A 22,413-nucleotide genomic window follows, 5' to 3' on the forward strand; every position below is an offset into this window, starting at 1 on the left:
CTAGCGTGGGCACATGACATCGCTCTACGACGTTCCGCTTCTGAAGGGGGAGATTGCCATCACCTGTCCGCGTTGTGCGGCCAGGGCCCGGTTTGGGACACCCGGTGGCGGCCCTTTGCCCGTGCGTTGGCAGAGACCGGACTACAATGCGACCCTGGGTCCATGGCATGGGGACGCCTCCTGCGTGAGTTGCGGTTTTCCGGTGTGCATTCGCTCGACTGGCCGTCCGACGCCTGGTTTCAGACCGAGGTGGGGGGCACGCTTTTGTGGGCGCTGGACAGCGCCATGCTCGAGGAAATCCGGCAATTCATCGCTGGTACTGATGACCGGGCAGAGGTTCGTCGTGGGGGTGACTACGCGGCGGCACTCCATCGCCTGCCGGCCGAGCTCCTCAAGGCGGCGCGGCGCGAGGAGGTCCTGCGCAAGATAGACCGCCTGCTCGAAGGCGAGGCTATATCAGGCCCAGAGTCTTGAAGCTTGCCGTGTTCTCGCGCGCGATCACCAGGTGATCGTGCAGAACGATGTCGAAGGGCTGGCAGACTTCCGCCAGTGTTCGCGTCATATCGATATCGGTCTGGCTTGGCGTGGCGTCACCACTGGGGTGGTTGTGTACGAGTATCAGGGCCGAAGCCTCGTGGGCGAGGGCGCGCTTGACGACCTCGCGTGGGTAGACCGGTGCATGGTCGATCGTGCCGCGGCCGAGGACCTCGTCCGCGATCAGCCGGTTCTTGCGGTCGAGAAACAGGACGCGGAATTGTTCCGTACGTTCGTATTGCAGCGCGGTGCGGCAATAACCGACCAGGGCACTCCAGGAGGAGATGACCGGTTTGCCGATCACCTGTTCGCGCGCCAGACGTTCGCTCAGTGCCTGGATGAGCTTGAGTTCTGCCGCGGTTTTTTCGCTGATGCCCTTCATCTGGGTGAGCTGTTCAAGCGGCGCGGTCGTCACTCCGCCGAGGTCCCCGAATTTCGCGATCAGCGCCTTAGCAATGGGTTTGACATCACGTCGCGGGATGGATCGGAACAGGTAGAGTTCTAGTAATTCATAGTCGTGAAGGGCGGCGCTGCCCGCAGAGATTAGTTTTTCGCGCAAGCGCTGGCGATGGCCGTTATGGTGCGCCACTTCCTGCATGGATCAGCTGGCAAAAGGAGGTTTGTGCAGGCCCTTGGGTGAGGTCGTGAAGATCTCGACGCCGTCTTCGGTCACGCCCACGGAGTGTTCGAACTGGGCAGACAGGGTCTTGTCGCGGGTCACGGCGGTCCAGCCGTCCGACAGGATTTTCACGTCCGGACGGCCCAGATTGAGCATGGGCTCCACAGTGAAGAACATGCCGGGCTTGAGTTCCGGACCTTCACCACGCGTTCCGAAATGCAAAACATTGGGGCTGTCGTGGAAGAGACGGCCGAGGCCATGGCCGCAGAAGTCGGTGACGATAGAGCAGCGACGCGCTTCGGCATATTCCTGGATAATGGCGCCGATCGTGCCCAGCGTGACGCCCGGCTTGATCGCATTGATGCCGGCCATCATCGCTTCATAGGTCGTGTCGACCAGCAGCTCGGCCTTCCGCTTGGGTTCGCCCACCATGTACATGCGCGACGTGTCCCCGTGCCAGCCGTCCACAACCACGGTCACGTCGATATTGACGATATCGCCGTTCTTGAGCGGTTTGGGGCCGGGAATGCCGTGGCAGACCACGTGGTTGATCGATGTACACAGGGAATGACGATAGCCGCGATAAAACAGCGTGGCTGGCGTCGCACCGTGATCGAACACAAATTCGCGGGTCAGACGATCCAGCTTCTCCGTGGAGACACCCGGCTCGACTTCGCTGGTGAGCATGTCCAGCACTGAAGCGGCCAGCTTGCCCGCCTTGCGCATGCCTTCAAAGCCCTCAGGCCCGTGCAGCTTGATGCGTCCATCACGGGGAGAAGCGCTGTCATAGTCGGAAACGGTTTCGTAAGCGGTCGTCAATTTGGCCCTCCGGTCGGCCACCCTATAACGAAAACACGCGCCGCTAGAAACGGCGCGTGTCCCCATGTGTGCAGTTTTGGTCGGTAAGTCCAGCCTTACTGGCCGAAAGTCTGACCGAAGAAGCTGTCATCATTCCATGCCGGACGCTCTTCGCTGTCAGCGATTTCGCGCGCGATCATGTAGTTGATGTTGGCAAATTTGGCGCCCTGGTTGAACAGAACCTCCAGCTCACCGTCCAGCTGGTCGGTCTGGCGGTGGTAGTAGGTGTTCAGGAAGCCCATGAAGCCTTCACCCTGGTCCCAGCGCGGGTCCGGAGAGGAGAAACCCGTCATCAGGAAGAGAGACGGCACGCCTTCGCGGACGAAGTTGTAGTGGTCGGAACGCACGAAGAGAGACTGTTCCGGGATCGGGTCCTCGGACACCGCAATGCCCAGACGCTCTGCGGCGCGCGAGGCGATCGGTCCGAGATTGGAATGGTCGGAACCAAAGGCCACAACATCAGAGAATTCGTAGACGATAACTGGCATGTCCAGGTTCACATTGGCGACCATCTGCTCGTGCGGAACCGTCGGGTTGCGGGCGAAATGTTCGGACCCCAGCAGGCCTTTCTCCTCGGCCGTCAGGGCGACGAAGAGAACGGAGCGACGCGGCGTGCCGTGCTCCTGGAAGGTACGGGCCGTTTCCAGCATCACCGAGATGCCCGACGCATTGTCGACAGCGCCGTTACAGATGGTGTCTTCCTCGTCGTCAGAGCGGCAGGCACCGCTGGCGCGCATGGAATTGGTGATCTGGCCGATATGGTCGAGGTGTGCGGTCAGTACGACATATTCGTCGGCCACTTCCGGATCGGAGCCGCGGATCATGCCGACCACATTCGGGTCGGAGAACGGCTCGGAATTCGTGCGCTGGCGGATGGTGGCTTCGCCCGGCAGGTCAAAGCGCGGGAAGGTTGCACCCTCGTCGGCACTCATGGCGCCACGGACTTCCTCGAGGCTCATTTCTGCGCCCTCGAACAGCTCGGCGCCCAGCGAGGCGCTGATGGTTGCAGAGGCGCGAACCTGCTCAAGCGAGCTCGGACCGGTTGCAGCGGTCAGGCGAACCTGCGGACGTGAGGAGAAACCCTGCACGATGCCGGCAACCTGCTCGTCGCTCCAGCCGGAAATGGTGATCATGCCAACAGCGCCATTGGCGGCAGCATTGTTACGCTTGGTCGTGCCGGAGTTGTGGTGTGCGCGCTCTTCACTCGGGAAGATGTCCGGGACACCGTTGACGACAACGACGATTTTGCCTTCGACGTCGATGTCTGCGTAGTCATCATGACCGCGATTGCCGGCGGATACACCGTAACCGACGAAGACCAGCGGAGCGGTGACTTCCGATTCCAGCACGCTGGAATTGGTGCCGATCAGCGCGCGTTCGCCCTGGGCGAAGGTCTGGCCGTTGATCGTCAGCTGGCTGTATTCTAGGTCGGACGTGACTTCCTGCAGCGGAACGTCCGCGAAATAGGTGCCGTTCTCGCCAGCAGGCTCGAGGCCCAGCAGGCGATACTGGGACGCAACGTAGTTGGCAGCAATTTCGAAACCATCGGAACCGGTGTCGCGACCACCCATGTAGTCGGATGCCAGGAAGCGGATGTGCGCCTCGATGTTTTCGACGCTGACATTCGGGGTGAATTCCGCGGAGGCCGTGTCGCCGCCGCCAGACGTGATGCTGTCCATGTCACACGCAACAAGAGCGGTGCTCGCCAACAGCGGTACTAGATACTTCATACTCTGCCTCCCCAGAGAAAATTGGATCGAGGGACTATAACGATGGCACTTGGTGCGGCAATGCGTGCGCACCTTATATTTCAGTCATCTTGGGCACTGGTTACAGCTCGACACGAAGGGCGTTCGCGATGCTGATCTCGTCAGGTGAGACGGAACAGCCATAAGCGAGTACCTCGACACCGGCCTTGCGAGCCGAGCGGATCGTCTCGTCATAAACCGGATCAAGGTCTGCTGCGGTTGCCAGGCGCGTGCAGTCGTCCCGCTGGACGACAAAGAGCTGAACCGCCCGGTCGCCAAGGGCGACCTGGGCTGCCAGTTCATTGAGATGTTTGGCGCCTCGGCTGGTTACCCCGTCGGGAAACTCCGCGAGGCCCGGCTGACGCTGCCAGTGCACATTCTTGACCTCGACCCAGCAGGCCGGCTTGCCCGGCGTTTCCAGCAGCATGTCTATTCTGGAGTTCTCGCCGTACTTCACCTCCCGGCGCAGGCTCTCATAACAGGAAAGTTCCGGGATCCGCCCCGCCAGAACGGCTTCTTCAGCCAGGCCATTGGCGCGGGCCGGGTGAGTGCCGATCATCACCCCGTCAACCTCAACAATCTCCCAGGTGTATTTGAGCTTTCGCTTTGGATTGTTGCTGGGCTCGATCCAGACTGGCAGACCCGGATCCTTGATGCCCGCCATCGCACCGGTATTCGGGCAATGCGCGGTGACGATCTCTCCATCGGCCAGCTCCACATCGGCAAAAAAACGCTTGTAGCGCTTGACCAGACGGCCCTCGATGAGCGGTGTTTGGAACTTCATGGCTTGGACAATCCCCGGGGCTGGCTCATATACCCTAGTAGAACCGAGTCACAGGTGAATGGATATGGGTGAGATGCAACAGGTAACAGCGGCTGTCCTGCTGATCGGCGATGAGGTGCTGTCCGGCCGCACCCAGGACAAGAACCTGCAACAGATCGCCCAGTTTCTCGCTCCGCTGGGCGTGAACGTCGTTGAATGCCGTGTTGTGCCGGATATCGAGACCGAGATCGTCGACGCGGTGAACACACTGCGCCAGAAGGTGGATTATCTCTTCACCACGGGCGGTATCGGGCCGACCCATGACGACATAACTGCGGACAGTATTGCCCGTGCCTTTGGCGTTGGCATTGATGTGCGCGCGGATGCCCTGGAGATCATCGAGCACTGGTATGAAAAGACCGGCACGCCGCTGACCGAGACCCGCAAGCGCATGGCGCGCATTCCCGACGGCGCCTCGCTGATCGAGAATCCTGTCACGGGCGCTCCGGGCTTCCAGACTGGTAACGTCTTCACCCTGGCAGGTGTTCCCAAGATCGCTCGCGGCATGCTCGAGGATATTGCCCACCGCATTGAGGGCGGAGCGGTGACGCAATCTCGTTCGGTCAAGGGCGAGGGACTGCGCGAGGGCGATATCGCTGTGCAGCTCGGCGAGCTGCAGATCGATTATCCGGACGTGTCCATCGGCAGCTATCCCTATTTCCTGGAACTTCAAGACGGCAAGCTGCGGCGGGGAACCCAGCTGGTCGTGCGCAGTACCGACGACGGCAAACTCGATGAAGTGATTACGAAAATCACCGCTCTCGTTTCCGAGCTGGGACACGAGCCTGAACTGGCCTGACGACCCAATCCGGCCTGCTTGATGAACAAAATGCCCAGACATTGCCCCGTTTCAGCCAAGGCATGGCTTTGAAGCGGGTGCACCCCTTTCCCTTGTAGGGACAAGCCATCCGCAGGGAAGGAAGGGGAAGGACATGACCCAGAAACTGATGTTGAGTGCCGCAGCCGTGGCTATCATTGGCGGCATGAGCGTCGTCGAGATGCCTGGCGTCGCGGCGCAGGAACGGGCTGAATATGACAGGCCCGTTCCGCAGGTTTGCCAGCGAAGTCGCTCGGTGCAGGAAGAAGCAGATCTTCTGGTCGTCACCGGTTCTCGCAGAGAACGTTCTCTTGGCATCGCTCAGGCCGAGGCAAGCCGGGCGTCACCGCCACCACCGCCCCCTCCGCCGCCGGCTCCTCCACCGCCGCCGCAATCCGCACCAACCCCGATGGTTACCCAATATGCCGCGCCATCACCAATGCCGCAGCCTAATCGCGACCGTTTCGAGGATGTTCCGGCCAATCCGGTGATGGTCACTTCCGAAGATCCGGTCTCGACCTTCTCGATTGATGTTGATACGGCGAGTTATGCCGTTGTGCGCAATCACCTTCACGACTGTGAACTACCGCCAACCGATGCCGTGCGCATCGAGGAGATGGTGAATTATTTCGACTATGAATACGCGCTTCCCGAAGGTGCGGCAGAACCGTTCACGACCTCGGTCCAGGTGATGCCGACCCCGTGGAATGCAGACACGCAGCTGCTGCACATCGGCGTACAGGGTTATGACCTGGTCCCGACTGAACGGCCGCGGGCGAATCTGGTTTTCCTGATCGATGTTTCGGGCTCGATGAACGCGCCCGACAAGTTGCCCCTGGCGCTGCAGGCCATGCACATGCTGGTCGATGAGCTGGACGAGGACGATACGGTTTCCATCGTCGTCTATGCAGGCGCTGCGGGTGCCGTACTGGAGCCGACGCAGGCGCGTCATGCCCGTCAGATCCACGAGGCGCTTGACCGTCTGCGTGCGGGCGGTTCCACGGCCGGCGGGGCCGGTCTATCGCTGGCCTACAGCCTGGCCGAGGAGAATTTCGACCCGGATGCGGTGAACCGCGTGATGTTGCTGACCGATGGTGATTTTAATGTCGGCGTGACGCAGGACGAACGGCTCGAGGACTTTGTCGCGCGCAAGCGCGACAGCGGTATCTATCTCTCGGTGATGGGCTTTGGCCGAGGCAATTACAACGACCAGATGATGCAGACCATCGCCCAGGCCGGAAACGGGGTTGCGGCTTACATCGATAGTCGCCAGGAAGCCCGCCGCATGCTGGTGGAGGAGACTTTTGGTTCGCTCTTCCCGATTGCCAATGACGTGAAGATCCAGGTCGAGTTCAATCCGGCCCAGGTCGCTGAATACCGCCTGGTCGGCTATGAGACGCGCCTGCTGGACCGGGCTGATTTCAACAATGATGCTGTGGATGCGGGTGAGGTCGGTTCCGGCCATTCCGTCACGGCGATCTATGAAATCGCGGCGCCAGGCAGTGAAGGCGTGCTGACCGAACCCCTGCGTTATGGCGGGCAGACCCCGGTCGAACATGATGTCGCTGCGGAGTTCGCGCATCTGCGTATCCGCTACAAGCTTCCTGGCGAGGATGAGAGTGATCTGATGCAGCGCCCGATCACGGCCGGTGATGCCGTCAGCCGCCTGTCACAGGCTTCCAGCGAAGCGCGTTTTTCTGCCCAGGTCGCCGGTTTTGCGCAATTGTTGCGGGGCGATCCCTATCTGCGTGGCGGGTATGATTATGACTCGGTGCTGAGCGGTATCGAGGGGAGTCCCTCGCAGGATGAGTTTGGTTATCGTTCCGAGTTCGCGGAACTGGTTGAAATCGCGCGGTATGTGTCCGCGTTAGAGGACCGCAAGGTCAACTAATCACAGGCAATCGCATTTGAACGCTTGCACCTCCCGACACACTGGCGGACAGTGTTGTCCACATTGAGTTGGGAGGTGTGTATGCCTATTCGTGACTGGGCAGTATCAACCGGTAGTATTGCCGCCATTCTCGTGACTAGCGCGCTGGTTCCTGTCAGCGCCGCTCACGCCCAGGAAGACGCGATCGCTCACTGCCGTACGGCAGCGACGGCGGAAGCGCGCATAGCCTGTCTGGAAGAAGCGCTGCGCGCTGAACCGGCCGCAGAAACGACAGCGGATCGTGGTGAAACAGCGGCTCCGGAGCCCGGGCGTCGTGGTTTCAGGCTACCCGGCTTGCCGTTTGGGGGGCGTGACAACGATGATGAGCAGGCCGTTTCGACAGCCACGAGCGATAGCGCGGCTACGGTGCCGCAGGCTGAAGGGCTGGGCTCAGAGCAGGTTAATGCCCGTCGGACCAATCGTCGTTCGGCGCAAGAAGCCCAGCGCGAGGCAGAACAGGTCCAGAGCGCAATTATCTCCTTTGACATCATTCCCTATGAACGCCTTGAGGTGACACTGGCAAACGGACAGGTCTGGCGCCAGATCTCGGCGGACAACCAGCGTGTCGCCGGCCGTCTTCGTCGCAGCCGGAGTTATACGGCGACTGTGCGTGAAGGTGTCGTGGGCGGATATCAGCTGCGCATCAATGAAATATCCCGGATCATCCGGGTCGAACGCATTCGCTGACCACAGTCCGGATACGCAAATAAAAGAACCGCCGCAGCCCCGGGGCTGCGGCGGTCTTTTTTGGCCCAAAAGAAGAGGGCGGCGATCTGATGATCGCCGCCCCCGTCTGTAAGTCGTTGTCGCTTAGAAGCGACGCGTGACCGTTGCGAATGCACGGCGGCCAATCAGGTCGTAACCGGACTGAACAACCATGTTCATGCGCGACGGGCCTTCACCCTGGTCGATGAGCGGCGGCTGCTCGTCGGTCAGGTTGTTCACACCTGCCGAGAAGCTCCACATGTCTGCATCATAGGAGATGGAGAAGTCATGCGTGACGTAGCTGTCGACAAAGTCGACATCACGACACTGGCCAGCGTAACCAAGCTGCTCACAAGCGGTACGCGGAACCGCACGGGTCAGATCGGTTTGCGTCAGGGCGTCAGAGTTCTCCTGCTGACCTTCACCCTGATAGCGCGTGCGCCAGCGAGCGCCCCAGTTGCCACGGGTCGCCGTTGCAGAGAGCTGCCACAGCCATTCCGGGTTGGCGATACGGCCGATCAGGTCTTCCTCAAGGGAATTCGGATCGGTCGGGTCTTCGTTCCGCAGCTGCTCGAGATACTGAGCGGCATTGAAGACGACGGTCAGATCCGTCTGATCATCGATGAAGGACAGCGGCATACGAGCGCGGACATTATAGTCGATACCCGTAGAGGTCAGCTGACCAACGTTGATGAAGGACGCATCAACCAGGGCGATGGTCGCCGTGGCCGGGTCGCCAGTATTACGTGTGATGCGCGAACAGGACGGATCCGCCAGGTTCGGCTGGTTATTGTAACAATTGGCAATGATCTGAGCTGCGTTGGATTCTTCCAGCGTGTTCTCGATCTGGATGTCGAAATAGGTGACAGACAGATCCAGATCCAGGTCATTTGAGAAGCTGTGCTGGAAGATCGCGCTGAGCGTCATGGACTCTGAGGTCTCAGCCGTTGCATCCGGGTTACCACCGGTGGAGGTGGTGATACCGGTCGTTGCCAGCAGGCCCAGAGCCGTCGGATCAGCGCCGGCAGCCGTACAGTTGTCGAGCAGCAACTGGGAACGAGTCTCGCCGTTCGGGTCATAAACACCGCCATTATTGGCCGTGGTCGGGACCAGACACGGGTCATTGCCGCCACCAATGGTGCCGGTTGCGCCCGCGAGGAACTGCTCACGCAGGTTCGGAGCACGGAAGGAGGTACCGTAAGTACCGCGCAGACGGACGCTGTCGGTGACCTGCCAGGACGCACGCGTAGAGTACGTCATGTGAGCGCCAAAGTTCTCTTCCTCGGTGTAACGCGTGGAGATACCGACCATGAAGGTATCGGTGACCGGAATTTCGGTCTCGATAAAGCCTTCAAACAAGGACGTGCGGCCAATCGTCGGGCGTTCCGTATCCGGAATTTCCGAAGCGGCCGTACCCAGAACGCGGGTTACGTCGTTGATGGAGTTGATGCGCTGCTCGCGGAATTCGAAACCGAGCACCATGCCAACCGTACCAGCCGGCATGTCGAAGACATCGCCGGTAAAGATAGCCTGGGCGTGAACCTGTTCCATCTCGGTGATGTTGATCGACTGGCCGAACAGGAAGTCGGTCTCTTCCTGGGTCGCAAAGTTGCGATCACCACCCTGAACCGTGAAAAGGGTCGGGGAGAAGAAATCGATGGTCGGGCAGTTTGCCGGCGTCAGGAAGCCGAAGCTTGTTGCCTGGCGACCCAGACCACAGATCGGGTTGCCATTGACGTCGAGGCGGAGTGTGTCGAGCGCTTCACGGATACCGTCCTCACGCATGACCGGCTGGGAAGCCGTACCGTAGGAGCGGTCATAGGCAGCCGTGATGTCGTAGACCCAGCCACGATCCATCAGGAATGGCAGGTCGCCTTCGAGGCCACCGACAAAGCGGAAGACGTCGACGTCGGACTTACGACGCTGGGACAGACCTTCCAGCGAGTAAACCGGCAGGGCGTCGGCATCAAACGGGTTGAGCGGGTTGTCGAACAGCTGCAGCGAGCCGTCCGGGTTAACCAGCAGATTGCCGTTGGCATCTTCCTGAGGAATGAGCGCCGGAACGCCCGGGAAGACCTGCTCGTCGGTGAAGCGACCAACGGAGTTACGCGTGGAGTACGACATCTCGAAATAGATCGTGTCGTTCTCGAAGAAGTTCACATCGTAATGACCGGAAGCGAAGATATTCATGCGCTCCAGGTTTTCCATCAGCTGCGTGCGCTTCTCTTCGTCCTGCAGGGAGTAGGCGTCCTGCTCGTAGAAGTGCGAACCGGTCTGGGCGAACACGTCAGCGCTGGTGCCCCAGCCCGTACCAATGCCGTTCGGAGCGAGCGCCGGGTTGGTAAAGCCCGGGATGGACCATACGAAACCATTGCCAGCGACGAAGACTGAGTTATCCGGACGACGGTCCATACACACGGACATGACATCGCCCTGATCGGTGACGTCGATGTCGCGCAGACAGTCATTCCAGTGCGAACGATCGCCAGCGATGACGGCTGTACGGTTATAGAATTCAGCAGATACGGTGAAGTTGGAGCGATCAGTGGATGCGCCACCGATGAAGCCCATCTGGAAGACTTCGCCGCCGCTGTTTTCAGGCAGGGTGGTGAAGGCAGACACTTCGAAACCATCGAAATCATCGCGCAGGATGATGTTGGCAACGCCGGCAACAGCGTCAGCACCGTAGATGGAAGAAGCACCGTCCGTCAGCAGTTCGATACGATCGATCATCAGCGTCGGGATCAGGTTCAGGTCCGGAGCAACCGGAGCGCCACGAACACCTGACGGGCCAAGGCGACGGCCGTTGACGAGCAGCAGCGTACGCTCAGCACCGAGGCCACGCAGTGCGACGGTGGAAGCGCCCGGTCCGTTGACCGGAACGCCTTCGACGGCGGCGGTCGGAGAACCGGAGTTGACGGAACCGTCAAGCTGGACGCCGGAAACAACCGGAGAATCAGCGATCAGCGCAGTTGCATCGGAAATACCCAGCTGGCGCTGTTCGTCGGCATCGATCACCTGGATCGGTGATACGGCGGAAAACTCATCGCGGCGCAGACGAGAACCCGTTACGACTATCCGCTCACGGTTTTCGTCGTCGGTCTGATTGTCTTGTGCGAGAGCAGGTGAAGATACGGCGAGGCTTGATAGCGCAAAGCCAGCAAGCACGGTCGACCGTAACAAAACGTTTTGCATACGTTTCATTGCATGTCCCCTAGGAGTATATGCCGGATTTATGGTCACGATTTGGCTCTTCCGGCGTCACGAGCACGTGAGGAATGTGACGCGTGTTCTATGCTTAACGCAATTGACGCGAACGTGAGCTTGCACAGGCGTATTCGCGGCGTGTCATAAATTTTACATTTAAATTACAATGGGTAATGTCCGATGGCTTCGTGTTTCAGATAGTTTCATCTGCAACGAAAATTTGTGAGCGTGTTGCGCAATCGCAACGCTTTTGTTGTCACTGGTGGTGAGACAGGACCAGTTTGACGGTGAGGTGACAAGCTGCTTGGCGCCATGGTGCCGCTAACCATTCATGTTTGGCTGAAACTGCGACTGGAACCCGCAATGCGAGTGTGTAGGATCGCGCCACCGGTTCGGCGGGCGTGGCGGAATTGGTAGACGCAGCAGACTTAAAATCTGCCGGCCGCAAGGTCATGCCGGTTCAAGTCCGGCCGCCCGCACCAAGCTTGCGATCATTCTGGAGCACACGGATCAACGCGATAGCGCGACGTTTTCCGTGTGGAGTTCGACAAAGCGTCCGCTGGTGTTGCGGGCTTTGCCCACATAGTCACCCAAGCGTGCGAAGAAGGCCCGTCGCTCGGCCTCATCCGGCCATTCCTCAGCCATCAGGCGTGCATTGATCTCACTTAGTGAACCGGCAGGCCGGGTTTCACTGTAGGTGTAGATAACGAGCAGCTGGTGCTGCCCGTTATCCGCCTCCATCCAGAGCGAACGAACATCAGCGAAATAGGGATTGCGGCCGAGAATGCGTTCGGTCCAGCGCGCGGACAGCTCGAAAAACTCCTCGCGAGAGCCATCTTCCGGGATTTGCACATGATGAGTGGTGGTGCTGACCCGTCGGCCCAGGACCGGGTGATCTTCGGCGATGACTGGCGGCGTCACCGACAACAGGGCGAGGCAAAACAAGAGACCGAGCGGCTTCATCACATCTCCTTGGAACACGCATTCCTCGAGCACGCTTGGAGACTATCGCTGCACAGGCCGACCAGTGAAGGGGGAGAGGGCCCGGCCAGGCCGGCCGGGCCATCAAGTTAGTGTGACCAGCTCAGGCGTATGCCGAGATTGCGGCCCGCGGCAGGGATGGGGGCGCCCAACCCGACAGCGGATCCGGAATTGCGGTTACGACCACTTAGATGCGGCGCGTAGGCCTCGTCCAGCAGGTTGTCGACACGCAGATCGATGACGCTGTTCAGTGGACCGTTCACACGTGCGTTAAAATTCCAGACGACATAACCCTCTGACGTTGGTTCCCCATTTGTGAAGGAAACGTCTTTCTGGTCGGCCGTCCACACGGTTTCGATGCCGGCGCTCCAGTGCTCCGCATCATGGCTTAGCGCCAAGCTTACACTTGCCGGTGCCACACGATAGAGATTGTCATCGATATCGCGACGCTTCGCGCGGACAAATTCGAACGCGCCGTCGAGCCGCCAGGTCGGGCTCAGCTGTACGCCGAAATCGCCGTCAAACCCGTACAGTTCGGCGCCCACATTGGCAAAACGCAACGGTGTTGCATCGCCGTTCATCATCGACACCATTTCGACGGGCGTATCGATCACCCCGACGGTGTCATCAAAGGCGACGCCCTGGATGTAGTTATCGACCTGTTGATAAAAGAGGGCGGGACGGATGAAAGCCGGGCCTGCGTGATAGTCCAGACCTGCCTGGATGATCCAGGCGGTTTCCGGCTCCAGCTCCAGATCGCCGACATAGGTGTTTCCGTCTGCCAGGCCCGCACTGGCCGGTGTGGGAAGCCAGGCAAAGCGCTCCAGATAGGTCGGGACCCGTGACTTGCGGGCAATGCCGACCCGCAGAAGCGTGGTGTCATTGATCGGGTGCCAGGCGCGCGCCACGGCGTCGACGGTGACATCGTCCCATTCGCGCTCCGACATGTTGAACATGTTCGCAAGCATGACCGGCATCATTGGTACAGCAGGACCAGTGCTTGCTTCATCAGCCTCGGCGGTGTGGGCATCCAAACGTGCCCCCAGCTCCGCCTGCCAGGACCCGAGCGGGCCTTGCCATTCCAAAAACGCCCCGGTGCGAGCCATGTCGATGTCCGGGAGACTGTTGAGGAAGAAGTCGGCGTTACGCGGATTGGTAATCGTAACGTCGTACGTGGCGAAGGCGTGGTCGACGCCGAGGTCTAGCGCTCCTCCAGCGAAATCCCGGCTGGCGGACAGAGCGATTGCCTGATGCTCGACCGTGGCGATGGTCTCGCGGAACCGCATCATGCTCGCCGGGGCCGGACGCAGGCTGAAATTGTTCATTGCGTGCTCGACCTCATTCCAGCTGATGCGGGTGGAGACGTCCCAGCCTGCAAGGCTCATATCGTGATCGAACTCGATGAAATCGCTGTCGACGTAACGGATGTCCATGGCGAACTGGGGATTGCCGGTCGGGCCGGTTTCATTGCGACGGAAGCTCAGGGCTATTTCGTGAGCGCCACTGCGAAAGCCGGCGCCCAGTCCATAGATCAGTCGGTCATATCGTGTGCCAGCGACTGGCGTATCGGGAGCGGAATAATCCTCACCGCTTTCCTGAGCGCCAAAGGCGTAGACACGGAAACGCTCCGTCGCGATACCCGACATTGCAGAGCGCGACCAGCCCTCATCAATGCTCTGGCCGCTGAGTGAAAACTCGGTCGCGTGGGACAGCGTGTCACTTTCGGAAAAATCAATGGATTTGAAACGGGCGTCGAGCCCTCCGGCAAGGCCCGGACCAGCGCTGACCGGGGCGATGCCACGGTCAATCGTGATCTGTTCCAGCAGCGCGGCGGGCGCATAGTGCATCGGCGGGTCCATCAGGTTCGGACCACCGGATTCGAAGGCCCGTCCGTTCAGACGGATGTTCACGCGTGAGCCAAACAGGCCGCGATACTGGACCTGGCCGGAGAGGGCGCCATTGCTGATGGCGCTGACACCAGGAAGCCGGGCCAACACCGCCGTTGTGTCTGGCGTCATGTGAGATGCCATTTCCTGGGCATCCAAAGTCGATCCGTCGGTGGTCGTGCGGTGAGCGTTGATGGTGATGATGTCAACAAGCGGGGCGCTGTCCTGTGGGAATGCAGGCGCAGCGATGAGCACACCCAGACAGGTGCTCATAAGGATAGAACGCGGCATGATTACTCCTGTGATGCCGATCAGAAATTCAAGATTTCGGGGTCGTCACAGGGTTTGGGGTGGTGCCCGGGCGGGTGGTCGTATGTGGGCAAATTCGGTCGCGGCGAGGCCAGTGGTCCGCAATGAGATTGCCGCGCGGTCGTCGATCTGGCTCGGTTCGTGTGTGGCCTCGGCCGGAAGTGCTGCAGAGTGGGCCGCAGCGAAAGTACAGCTCTCAGATGTGTCAGCACTGGTCTCACGTTCTTCGATCTTCCCGGTAGAGAGATTGAGCCAGCGGCTCTGCCCGCCCAGACCTGCGGAACAGAAAACAACAGAGACAAAGCCGTCCTGGCCGTCACGGTCCAGCATATAGCCCTGAGGCAGGGCAGCCTGTGTTCCCGCCGCCAGAAGGGCGAGGGCCAGCAGGACCTGACGCAGGCTGTGCGAGATATAGCGACCAATTTGTAACACGCACAGGGATCTAAATCGGGTTACGCCGGTAATCAATGCGACAGACAGTGCGCCCTGCATCCAAAGTTCAGGTGACGAGCATCAACTCATCAAGAGTGCGGCACATCCAGGGAGTTTACAGGTGTTGAAAATCTCAACGGCCATGTTGGCCATGACAATGGGCATGGCGCAGGCGGACGCACAGGAGGGTATGTGTGGCACATCCCCGATCGCTTACACGGTCCGGCACGTCGAGGATAACCGCTTTCAGATCGAGGCGAGTTTTACCGATCACAATGGCGTATTCGATGTTGGTTGGCGTGTGGCTGAGGGGACGCAGGACGGCCAAGCCGACTTCATCTCCGATCTGCATGCGCTGACCGCCTGTGGCGAGCGGGTTGAGCTGTACTATCAGGGCTATGGAACCTGGAACGTGCCCGAGGCGCGTCGCGACGACGTGGTGCGTATCCAGTACGAGTTGGAAGCGGACCATGACCGTGCGGTCTGGAATATCGGCAAGGAAGAAATCGCCTACCGCTTTGATGACGGGTTTTACTTTGTCGGTTCCGCGGTCATCGTCGCGGACTATTCCTAGACGGATTGCGATTTCGAGATCGTCATGGACGTGCCGGGCGATTGGAGCAGCGTTGCCGGCTGGGCCACACAGGATGGTGAGACTTTTGCGGCGGCTGATCTGCGCGAATTGCTGCGCAACATCCTTGTAACGGGCCCGGACCTGCAGCCGCATTATGCCGAGTTCGAGGGCATGCGCGTGACAATCCTCAAACAGGCCGAGTTGCGTGAGAATGGTGAGGTTTTCCAGACGCTTCTGGAGGACAGTATCGGTCGGTATGTCGAGGTTTTCGGTTCCGCCCCGGTAGATCGATACCTTGTCGTATTCGGCGACGACCCGGGCACGGATGGCGGGGCGTTTGCCAACAGTTTCGGCCAGCGCATGTCGGCACCCGCGCGAATGGGTGAGAAGCTCATGTGGGGGCGTATCCTGGCGCATGAGGCGCTGCACACCTGGCTGGGACACGCTATCTACTCGACCAATGGCTGGGAATTGCAGTGGTTCAGCGAAGGCGGCACCGACTATCTGACCGGAAAAACGCTCTACCATTCCGGCCAGATCGATGCCCAGGAAATGCTGTTCATCATCGAAGGCCAGGTTCGCCGTTTCTTCCTCGGACGGATCGCCAGCGGTGATATCGACCTGTCTGAAGCCGGCCAGGAAAAACAGCAAAACCGCCAGCTCGTTTATGGCGGCGGAGCGCTTTTCCACCTGATGCTGGATGCGGAACTGACTGCGCGCCTGGGGGCAGGGAGCTATGAGGCGTTGCTGCGGGATCTCTACGAGAACTCCGATACCGGCTGGAGCCTGCGTACAATGTTGTCTTTCCTCGATCAGCGATCCGAGGGCTTGGCGTCAGAGATCTACGCCTTCCTCAACACGCCTTTCGATCATCAGGCCGTCCTGAACCGTCTGAATGGATACGGGCTTTCGGTGGCAACCTTTGGTCCAGACGAAATCCTGGTGCGCTACGAGGCGAATGGATGTTCCGGCAGTCGCGAGGCCGCCTGTATGCCAGCCTATTTCATGGACTAGGCTGGACCGCGCTGTTTGGCATTTCTAGGGTGGCAGCATGACGGCTACCCTGGTTTATACACACCTCAGCGAGATCGCTGACGACTTCGCCCCGGATTTGGCAGAGGCGATCCGACGCCTGGGGCCGCAGGATTTTCGGAGACGGGATGATCTCCCGTTTCCGGAATATCTGTGCCGGGCCATCTCCGGCCAGCAAATCTCCGTAAAAGCTGCCCAGAGCATCTGGACGCGTGTTGTCGCCAGTGCGGAGGGCAAATCGCTGGTGGATCATTTCGCAGCCTGCGACAGCGATGGCCTGCGCGCGTGCGGTCTGTCCAACGCCAAGGTGAAAACCATCCAGGGCATAGCGCGTACGCATCTGGATGAAGGGCTGGACGTGCCGACGCTCAAGCCACTTCCCGCAGAGGAACGTGCAGCGCGCCTGACGACGCTGTGGGGTGTCGGGGCCTGGACCGCCGACATGATGAACATGTTCTATTTCGGCGAAGAGGACATCTGGCCCGACGGCGATGTGGCAGCGCGCAAGACGCTGGAAAAACTCACCTCGAAGCGCCGGAAAACTTCACGAACGGCCGAACGTTTCCGGCCATACAGGTCCTGGCTGGCTATCTATATGTGGGCTCATGTCGACGCGCCGCCGGACGTTGGAGAGGCTGATATCCCGTCCTGACACAGGTATTCCGCACAAAAAAAGAGGCCGCGCGGAATGCGCGGCCTCTTCTCGATCTCGGGCAGGATCAACCGCCAAAACGACGGCTGAAGCGCAGTCCTACGGTGCGCGGCGGCGCCACGTTAGCGTAGTGCGAACGGACATTGTGGCCGTTGACCGTCTGGTTGGAGAGCGGCGTACCGCGAATGCCTGTCTCGATATACTGGTCGAACACGTTGTTGATGAAGAAGGTCGCGTTCCAGTCCTCTGCTTCATAAGTCACTGAAGTGTTGACCTGGGTATAGCTGTCCAGCGTCACGCTGGATCCGCGGCCACCGGTCCGGGTCAGGACATCGCCCTGATAGGACATACCCGCATTCCAGTTCAGGATATTGCCGCTACGCAGCGGTTGCTCGTAACGCGCAAAGAGTGAGAACTGGTTTTCTGGGGAACCGGGCAGGCGATCGCCAGCTTCGCCATTCTCGAACGCAGTCGCAAACCCTGGAGGCGTGATGGTGCGAATGAGGAAAGGCACGTCTTCGGTCAGCTCGGACTTGGTGCGGCTGAACGTGCCGCGAAGGCCAAATTCTGGCGTGACTTGCCAGGCAGCCTGAAGCTCCACACCGGTCGATTCCGCTCCAGCGGCGTTCACGGTGATCGGAATGTTCGCATTCACTGTGGCAGATGAGACCTGCGGACCTTCCCACTCAACAAAGAAGAAGGCGCTGTTGAAGGTGAAAGCCCCGTCCAGCCAGGTCGTTTTGAAGCCGAGCTCATTATTGGTTGTCTGGTCCGGTCCGTACTGGCGTTCGTCAAACTCGGCGATATCGCCCGGATTTGGACCGTACTGCTGTCCTGGTGCCAGCGCACAGGCGCCCTGCGTTGCATTCGGATCAAAGGCCGGGCATGGGCCGAGGCCATTTGAGCCACCGATACGATAGCCCTCCGAAACGGTGAAGTAGGCCAGGATATTGTCGGTCAGGTCATAAGCGATGTTGAACTTGGTCAGTACACCATCATCGGCCTGGAACAGTGCCGGGTCGAAATCGAGATCGCGGATCTCGGAGATCGAGAGACGTTCGAACGGCACGGCTTCGAACAGTGGGAAGTCTACCGTCGAAACGGACTGCAGTTCGTAGTCATATTGACGCGCACCAACGGTAATGGTCAGGCGGTCAGTGACATCCCAGCCGAGCTCACCAAAGAAGGCCTGCTCTGTCAGCTGCGTGTAGGCGGTCGAGAAATACTCGAGGCCACCAGGCTGGTTCGAGAGGCCGAAGTTGAACGGGGCTGCGTTGACGTAGTCGACGTAGTTGGGAACGAACTCGCTGGACGAGCCGGAGACATTGGATTTGTTGTAGTAACCACCAATGATCCAGCTGAAGCGGCTGTCGCCGGTCGAGACTAGGCGAATTTCCTGGTTGAAGAAGTCATCTTCGCCGACTTCATGCGTGAATGCCGTGAAGCTCGGGAAGGTCTCGTAGGAGTATTCAAGCGAGATCAGAAGGTCGGTCTGGTCACGCTGGCCATCTTCCTCATACGTGCCGTAGCCGGTGGCAGAAGTCAGTTCCGCAAAGCCAAGGTCCAGCGTCATTTCCAGCGCGAGCAGCTCATTGTCGCGCGAGATCGGCTCGGGAACTCGCAGGCCTGCTTCATACGGGCGCGCCGGAACAGTCGAGCGCTGGGACGAGACGGTGCGACCGCCGATGTCCTGGAACTGAAAATAATAGGTCAGCGTGGCATCGAAAATGTCGTTCGGTGCCCAGCGAGCGGCCAAACGACCGGAGAAGGCCTCTTCACTGTCCGCGTCCTCGATTGGCGAGAAGTTGGCAGCCCTCGCGGCTGGGTCACTGAAATCCGGATCCGGATCGGATACGCCGATCTGGCTTACGGCGAAGGGATAGTCGATGAAACCGCTGTCATCGAGATAGTCCAGCGAGCCGCGTACCGCGAACGTGTCTCCCAGTGTGCGGTTGAAGGTGAAGCCGAAGCCGGTGGAGAATGAATCGGCTTCTGAATACCGATAGGTCTCGGCACGAACCTCGAGCATGTTCTCATCGAAATTAGGACGGTTCGGGATGAAGCGGATCGCACCACCCAGGGTGCCTGCCCCATAGAGTGTCCCCTGTGGCCCGAGAAGAACCTCGACGCGTTCGAGGTCATTGAGCTTGAGGTCAATGAAGATCGGAATCTCGCCGAGATAGGTGGCGACGGTGCCCCCGCCGTCATTGTTGCCATCTCCGGAGTTGATCGGGTCGGCGTTGAGGCCGCGGACAATGATCGGATTGCCCTGGCGCCCGCCACGGTCGACGATATTGATGCCCGGAACGAAGGCCAGAACATCTGCGAGTTCGTTGAAGCCCTGTTCTTGAATCTGCTCGCCGCCGATTGCCGCGATGTTGAGCGGAACTTCCTGGACAGTTTCCTCGCGGCGGGTCGCCGTCACAACGATGACGTCCTGACTTGCCGTGTTGTCCTGAGCCTGGGCTGCTGCACCCAGGGCCAGTGAAGTTAGTGGAATAGCAAAGGCGCTAATAGACGTCGTCAGTTGGTGCCTCAGTGACTTGCCCTGTTTGCCCGAATACATGCTTTATCTCTCCTCCAGTGAAAGCTGCTGAAATTTGGCCAAAGTCGGCCCGCGAATGCAATTATTCGGCGTTATAAAATTGTCATTCCGGTCCATTTGTGGGCGAGTTGTTGCGCGGGGAACACGCCTTCGGCGCGATTTTGTAACCAGTTTTCTCCAGAACCCTCGTTTCGGGAGCTTTTTGCGTGATGAATACTTCTAAAGGCGCGCTGATTGATTCGGCCCGTGCCGATCTGGCGGCCCGACGATTCGAGCCCGCACACCGGTCGGCGTTGGCGGTCTTGCAGCAATACGGTGCTGATGCAGAGGCGTTTTTCGTGCTCGCGATGATTGCGCTCGAGCACGACAATGCGGGCAAGGCTGCGGAGATTCTCGATCGGGCGATCGCGCTGGAACCTGAGGATGCGCGGCTGCACGCTCATCGTGCGCGCTGTCTTTTAATCATCAATCGTCAGGATCTGGCATGGCCGGCGGTGCGCGAGGCGGCCAAGTGCGGGCCCCGTGATGCGCTAACCTTTGACACGATCGGGGTCGTGCTGACCCGGTTGGGGGCGCATGCCGAAGCGGTAGAGCTGTTCGAGACGGCTGTTGCGCAGAACCCGGGTGACGCCAATTTCTATTACAATCTGGGAACTTCGCGGCAGTTTTCGGGGGATTTTGATGGAGCCGCCGAGGCGTATCGACAGGCCATCGCGATCAACCCCGATCTCTTCAAGGCCAGTTCGGCGCTGGTGTCGCTGGGGCGCAAACACGTCGATGCGGCGCTGGAGAAGACGCTAGAGGCATCAATCGCCAAATCGGCGTCGTCGGAAAGCGATCTGCACTTGGGGCATGCGCTCGCGCGCATCTGTGAGGATCGCAAGGACTTTGTCGCGGCAATGCAATGGCTGCAGCGGGCCAAGCACAGGAAGTGCGAGGAAACGCGCCACGATGCGAGAGAGGATTCCCGGGTGTTCGCCGCGGCGGCCAATATGCCTACCCCGCTCCCGGTGAGGGGGGAGGGGAGCGACCGGCCGATCTTCGTCGTCGGAATGCCGCGGACCGGAACAACGCTCGTGGACCGGATACTGGGCGCGCACAGCGATGTTGAGATGGCTGGCGAGTTGTCCAATTTTTCCATCCAGCTGAAGCGGTTGGCTCGAACCCCGGGCGGGTTCGTGATGGATGCGCCAACGCTTGAGGCAGGCTGGAATGTTGATTTCCAGGCGCTCGGGCAGGCTTATGAACAAAGTACGGACAATCTGGTTGGCACAGCGCGCCGCTTCACCGACAAGATGCCGCTCAACTTCATGTTTGCCGGGCATATCCACGCGGCGCTGCCCAATGCGCGGATTGTCTGCCTGCGGCGCCACCCGCTGGACACCTGCCTCAGCAATTACCGTCAGCTCTTTGCAACCAGTTTTTCCTATTACAATTATGCATATGCGCTGGAACATACCGCGCGCTATTTCCTGGAATTTGACCGGCTGATGACGTTTTGGCGTGAACACCTGCCAGCCGATCGTTTCATGGAGATCGGCTATGAGGACATTATCGCGGATCAGGAAGGCGAAACGCGCCGCTTGCTGGATCATTGCGGATTGGGGTGGGAGGAGGCCTGCCTCGACTTTCACCAGCAGGATGCTGCTGTCGCAACCGCGAGCTCGGTTCAGGTGCGTCAGCCGCTCTATTCCTCATCCATCGGACGCTGGAAACATTATCGCGATGCCCTGGAGCCGATGATATCGGTGCTGGAAGCGGGCGGAGTGATTGATGCCGACGGGGAGTGGCTCAGACCCGTCTGGAAACAGGTGTAGCGGGGACGCAGGCGCCCCCGCCACTCTTCGACCGGGAGGGTTATCCGCCGAAGCTTTGCGAGACAGAGAAAACGAGCGCGTCACCGAAGAAGTCGGACGTGTCGTGATAGCGCAGGTCCCAGCCCACTCCGAGAGCTTCACCAGACAAGCCGAGTTGCCAGTCCTCGTAGTCGGCACCAGCCAGATCATCGAAGGTGCTCGAGCCGAACCGGGCGTCGGCAGTGATGCCTTCGAAAATTTCGACAGCTGCACCGATCTCCGCGTAGAGGGCTTCGCCTGTGCCGGCGTAGAAATCGTCCGACCAGGACAGTTTGGCATCGATCGTTACTGCACCGAATTCCCGCGAGCCACCGAAATAGAGCTCCAGGAAGTCCTGGCTGTTGCCACCCAGTTCCGGACTGTCCGGATAGGCGTAGTAGATGGCGCCGGCGTCGAAATCGAACCCTCCCGCCGCGAAGGTGTATCCGCCGTAGAAATCCATCTCCATCGTGGTGTCGTCACCAAAATCGACGGAAGAGGCCCAGATGCCGCCATAGAAGCCATCCTTCTCGACGTCGAAGCCGCCGGAGATCGCCGGACCGTCATCGGTCTGTGTGATGCCCCGGAAGATGTAGTTGGTCGTCAGGCCGACATTGCCGGTGACGTCTCCTGCGCTGGCGATACCGGATACGGTGATGGCCAGAAGGCCTGCTGTTGCGATTTGTTTGATCATCCCACTAACTCCTTGTTTTCAAGTACTTGATCAATTCTCACGGGGATCATTTCGGTGCAGAGACCCGGCCGCCTGGCTTGCGCCGGGCGATTGGGGCTTGCTTGCGAGATGGTCCTGTTGCTGGTGCCGAGCGGCGGGCCGCGACGGCGGGTTCAGGCGTTGGGTGTTGAACCAGGGCTCTGGTCGTTTCGGCGATGGCCCCGGCGGTCGTCGCCAGGGCCGTGTTCGCCAT

The 22,413-nt window shown here is 59.8% G+C and carries 18 protein-coding genes and 1 tRNA gene; 9 read left to right on the plus strand and 10 right to left on the minus strand.

What is annotated here, in order from left to right; genetic code table 11:
• The first annotated feature begins 162 nt into the window (after positions 1-162).
• Entirely contained in the window at positions 163-474 is a 312-nt protein-coding gene (locus JJ889_RS06845) for a hypothetical protein (RefSeq protein ID WP_291892929.1), read from the plus strand.
• Here JJ889_RS06845 and radC read toward each other — a convergent pair.
• From radC to sfsA, 4 genes are all read right to left on the minus strand, one after another.
• On the minus strand, positions 452-1,132 hold the full coding sequence (radC, locus tag JJ889_RS06850; RefSeq protein WP_291892931.1) for a DNA repair protein RadC: 681 nt from the start codon (positions 1,130-1,132) through the stop codon (positions 452-454). The two genes, JJ889_RS06845 and radC, sit on opposite strands and share 23 nt — an antisense overlap.
• A 3-nt stretch (positions 1,133-1,135) precedes the next feature.
• Complete coding sequence (gene map, locus JJ889_RS06855; RefSeq protein WP_291892933.1) at positions 1,136-1,972, minus strand: type I methionyl aminopeptidase; 837 nt, start codon at positions 1,970-1,972, stop codon at positions 1,136-1,138.
• Positions 1,973-2,067: 95 nt separating this feature from the next.
• Positions 2,068-3,741 (minus strand): M28 family metallopeptidase, encoded by a 1,674-nt coding sequence (locus JJ889_RS06860; RefSeq protein ID WP_291892935.1) that lies wholly within the window; start codon positions 3,739-3,741, stop codon positions 2,068-2,070.
• 100 nt (positions 3,742-3,841) lie between these two features.
• Positions 3,842-4,543, minus strand: a complete 702-nt coding sequence (sfsA, locus tag JJ889_RS06865; RefSeq protein ID WP_291892937.1) for a DNA/RNA nuclease SfsA — start codon at positions 4,541-4,543, stop codon at positions 3,842-3,844.
• Between the two features lie 64 nt (positions 4,544-4,607).
• On the opposite strand from sfsA, the gene JJ889_RS06870 reads away from it, so the two are divergent.
• The 3 genes from JJ889_RS06870 to JJ889_RS06880 all read left to right on the plus strand — a co-directional run bounded on the left by JJ889_RS06870 (position 4,608) and on the right by JJ889_RS06880 (position 8,016).
• Positions 4,608-5,381, plus strand: a complete 774-nt coding sequence (locus JJ889_RS06870) for a molybdopterin-binding protein (protein WP_291892938.1) — start codon at positions 4,608-4,610, stop codon at positions 5,379-5,381.
• A gap of 133 nt (positions 5,382-5,514) precedes the next feature.
• A complete protein-coding gene (locus tag JJ889_RS06875; protein WP_291892940.1) occupies positions 5,515-7,290 on the plus strand; it encodes a VWA domain-containing protein in 1,776 nt (591 codons plus the stop codon).
• Positions 7,291-7,371: 81 nt separating this feature from the next.
• The gene (locus JJ889_RS06880) at positions 7,372-8,016 is read left to right on the plus strand and encodes a hypothetical protein (RefSeq protein ID WP_291892942.1); all 645 of its coding nucleotides are present in this window, start codon (positions 7,372-7,374) and stop codon (positions 8,014-8,016) included.
• Positions 8,017-8,139: 123 nt separating this feature from the next.
• Here the strand turns inward: JJ889_RS06880 and JJ889_RS06885 are convergent, their stop codons facing one another.
• Complete coding sequence (locus tag JJ889_RS06885) at positions 8,140-11,238, minus strand: TonB-dependent receptor (RefSeq protein WP_291892945.1); 3,099 nt, start codon at positions 11,236-11,238, stop codon at positions 8,140-8,142.
• Between the two features lie 398 nt (positions 11,239-11,636).
• On the opposite strand from JJ889_RS06885, the gene JJ889_RS06890 reads away from it, so the two are divergent.
• Positions 11,637-11,723: transfer RNA gene (locus JJ889_RS06890), tRNA-Leu, on the plus strand.
• A gap of 28 nt (positions 11,724-11,751) precedes the next feature.
• Here the strand turns inward: JJ889_RS06890 and JJ889_RS06895 are convergent.
• The 3 genes from JJ889_RS06895 to JJ889_RS06905 all read right to left on the minus strand — a co-directional run bounded on the left by JJ889_RS06895 (position 11,752) and on the right by JJ889_RS06905 (position 14,849).
• A complete protein-coding gene (locus JJ889_RS06895; protein ID WP_291892948.1) occupies positions 11,752-12,204 on the minus strand; it encodes a hypothetical protein in 453 nt (150 codons plus the stop codon).
• Positions 12,205-12,311: 107 nt separating this feature from the next.
• Positions 12,312-14,399 carry a TonB-dependent receptor gene (locus JJ889_RS06900; RefSeq protein ID WP_291892951.1) on the minus strand — a complete coding sequence of 696 codons (2,088 nt, stop codon included), beginning with the start codon at positions 14,397-14,399 and terminating at the stop codon, positions 12,312-12,314.
• Positions 14,400-14,444: 45 nt separating this feature from the next.
• On the minus strand, positions 14,445-14,849 hold the full coding sequence (locus JJ889_RS06905) for a hypothetical protein (protein WP_291892953.1): 405 nt from the start codon (positions 14,847-14,849) through the stop codon (positions 14,445-14,447).
• Positions 14,850-14,970: 121 nt separating this feature from the next.
• Here JJ889_RS06905 and JJ889_RS06910 point away from each other — a divergent pair, with 121 nt between their 5' ends.
• Genes JJ889_RS06910 through JJ889_RS06920 form a run of 3 tightly spaced genes read left to right on the plus strand, consistent with a single transcriptional unit; the run spans position 14,971 to position 17,107 of the window.
• Positions 14,971-15,423: a hypothetical protein gene (locus tag JJ889_RS06910; protein ID WP_291892955.1), complete on the plus strand. Its 453-nt coding sequence runs from the start codon at positions 14,971-14,973 to the stop codon at positions 15,421-15,423.
• A 24-nt stretch (positions 15,424-15,447) separates the two neighbouring features.
• Positions 15,448-16,437, plus strand: coding sequence for a hypothetical protein (locus JJ889_RS06915; RefSeq protein WP_291892957.1), 990 nt, complete (start codon positions 15,448-15,450; stop codon positions 16,435-16,437).
• 37 nt (positions 16,438-16,474) lie between these two features.
• Positions 16,475-17,107: a DNA-3-methyladenine glycosylase 2 family protein gene (locus JJ889_RS06920; protein ID WP_291892959.1), complete on the plus strand. Its 633-nt coding sequence runs from the start codon at positions 16,475-16,477 to the stop codon at positions 17,105-17,107.
• Between the two features lie 67 nt (positions 17,108-17,174).
• Here JJ889_RS06920 and JJ889_RS06925 read toward each other — a convergent pair whose 3' ends face one another.
• Positions 17,175-19,673: a TonB-dependent receptor gene (locus JJ889_RS06925; protein ID WP_291892960.1), complete on the minus strand. Its 2,499-nt coding sequence runs from the start codon at positions 19,671-19,673 to the stop codon at positions 17,175-17,177.
• Positions 19,674-19,861: 188 nt separating this feature from the next.
• Here JJ889_RS06925 and JJ889_RS06930 point away from each other — a divergent pair, with 188 nt between their 5' ends.
• Positions 19,862-21,469 carry a tetratricopeptide repeat-containing sulfotransferase family protein gene (locus tag JJ889_RS06930; RefSeq protein WP_291892983.1) on the plus strand — a complete coding sequence of 536 codons (1,608 nt, stop codon included), beginning with the start codon at positions 19,862-19,864 and terminating at the stop codon, positions 21,467-21,469.
• Between the two features lie 40 nt (positions 21,470-21,509).
• Here JJ889_RS06930 and JJ889_RS06935 read toward each other — a convergent pair whose 3' ends face one another.
• On the minus strand, positions 21,510-22,181 hold the full coding sequence (locus JJ889_RS06935) for a TorF family putative porin (RefSeq protein WP_291892986.1): 672 nt from the start codon (positions 22,179-22,181) through the stop codon (positions 21,510-21,512).
• Positions 22,182-22,413 lie beyond the last annotated feature (232 nt).

Source organism: Maricaulis sp. (assembly GCF_017643475.1).
Classification (GTDB): domain Bacteria; phylum Pseudomonadota; class Alphaproteobacteria; order Caulobacterales; family Maricaulaceae; genus Maricaulis.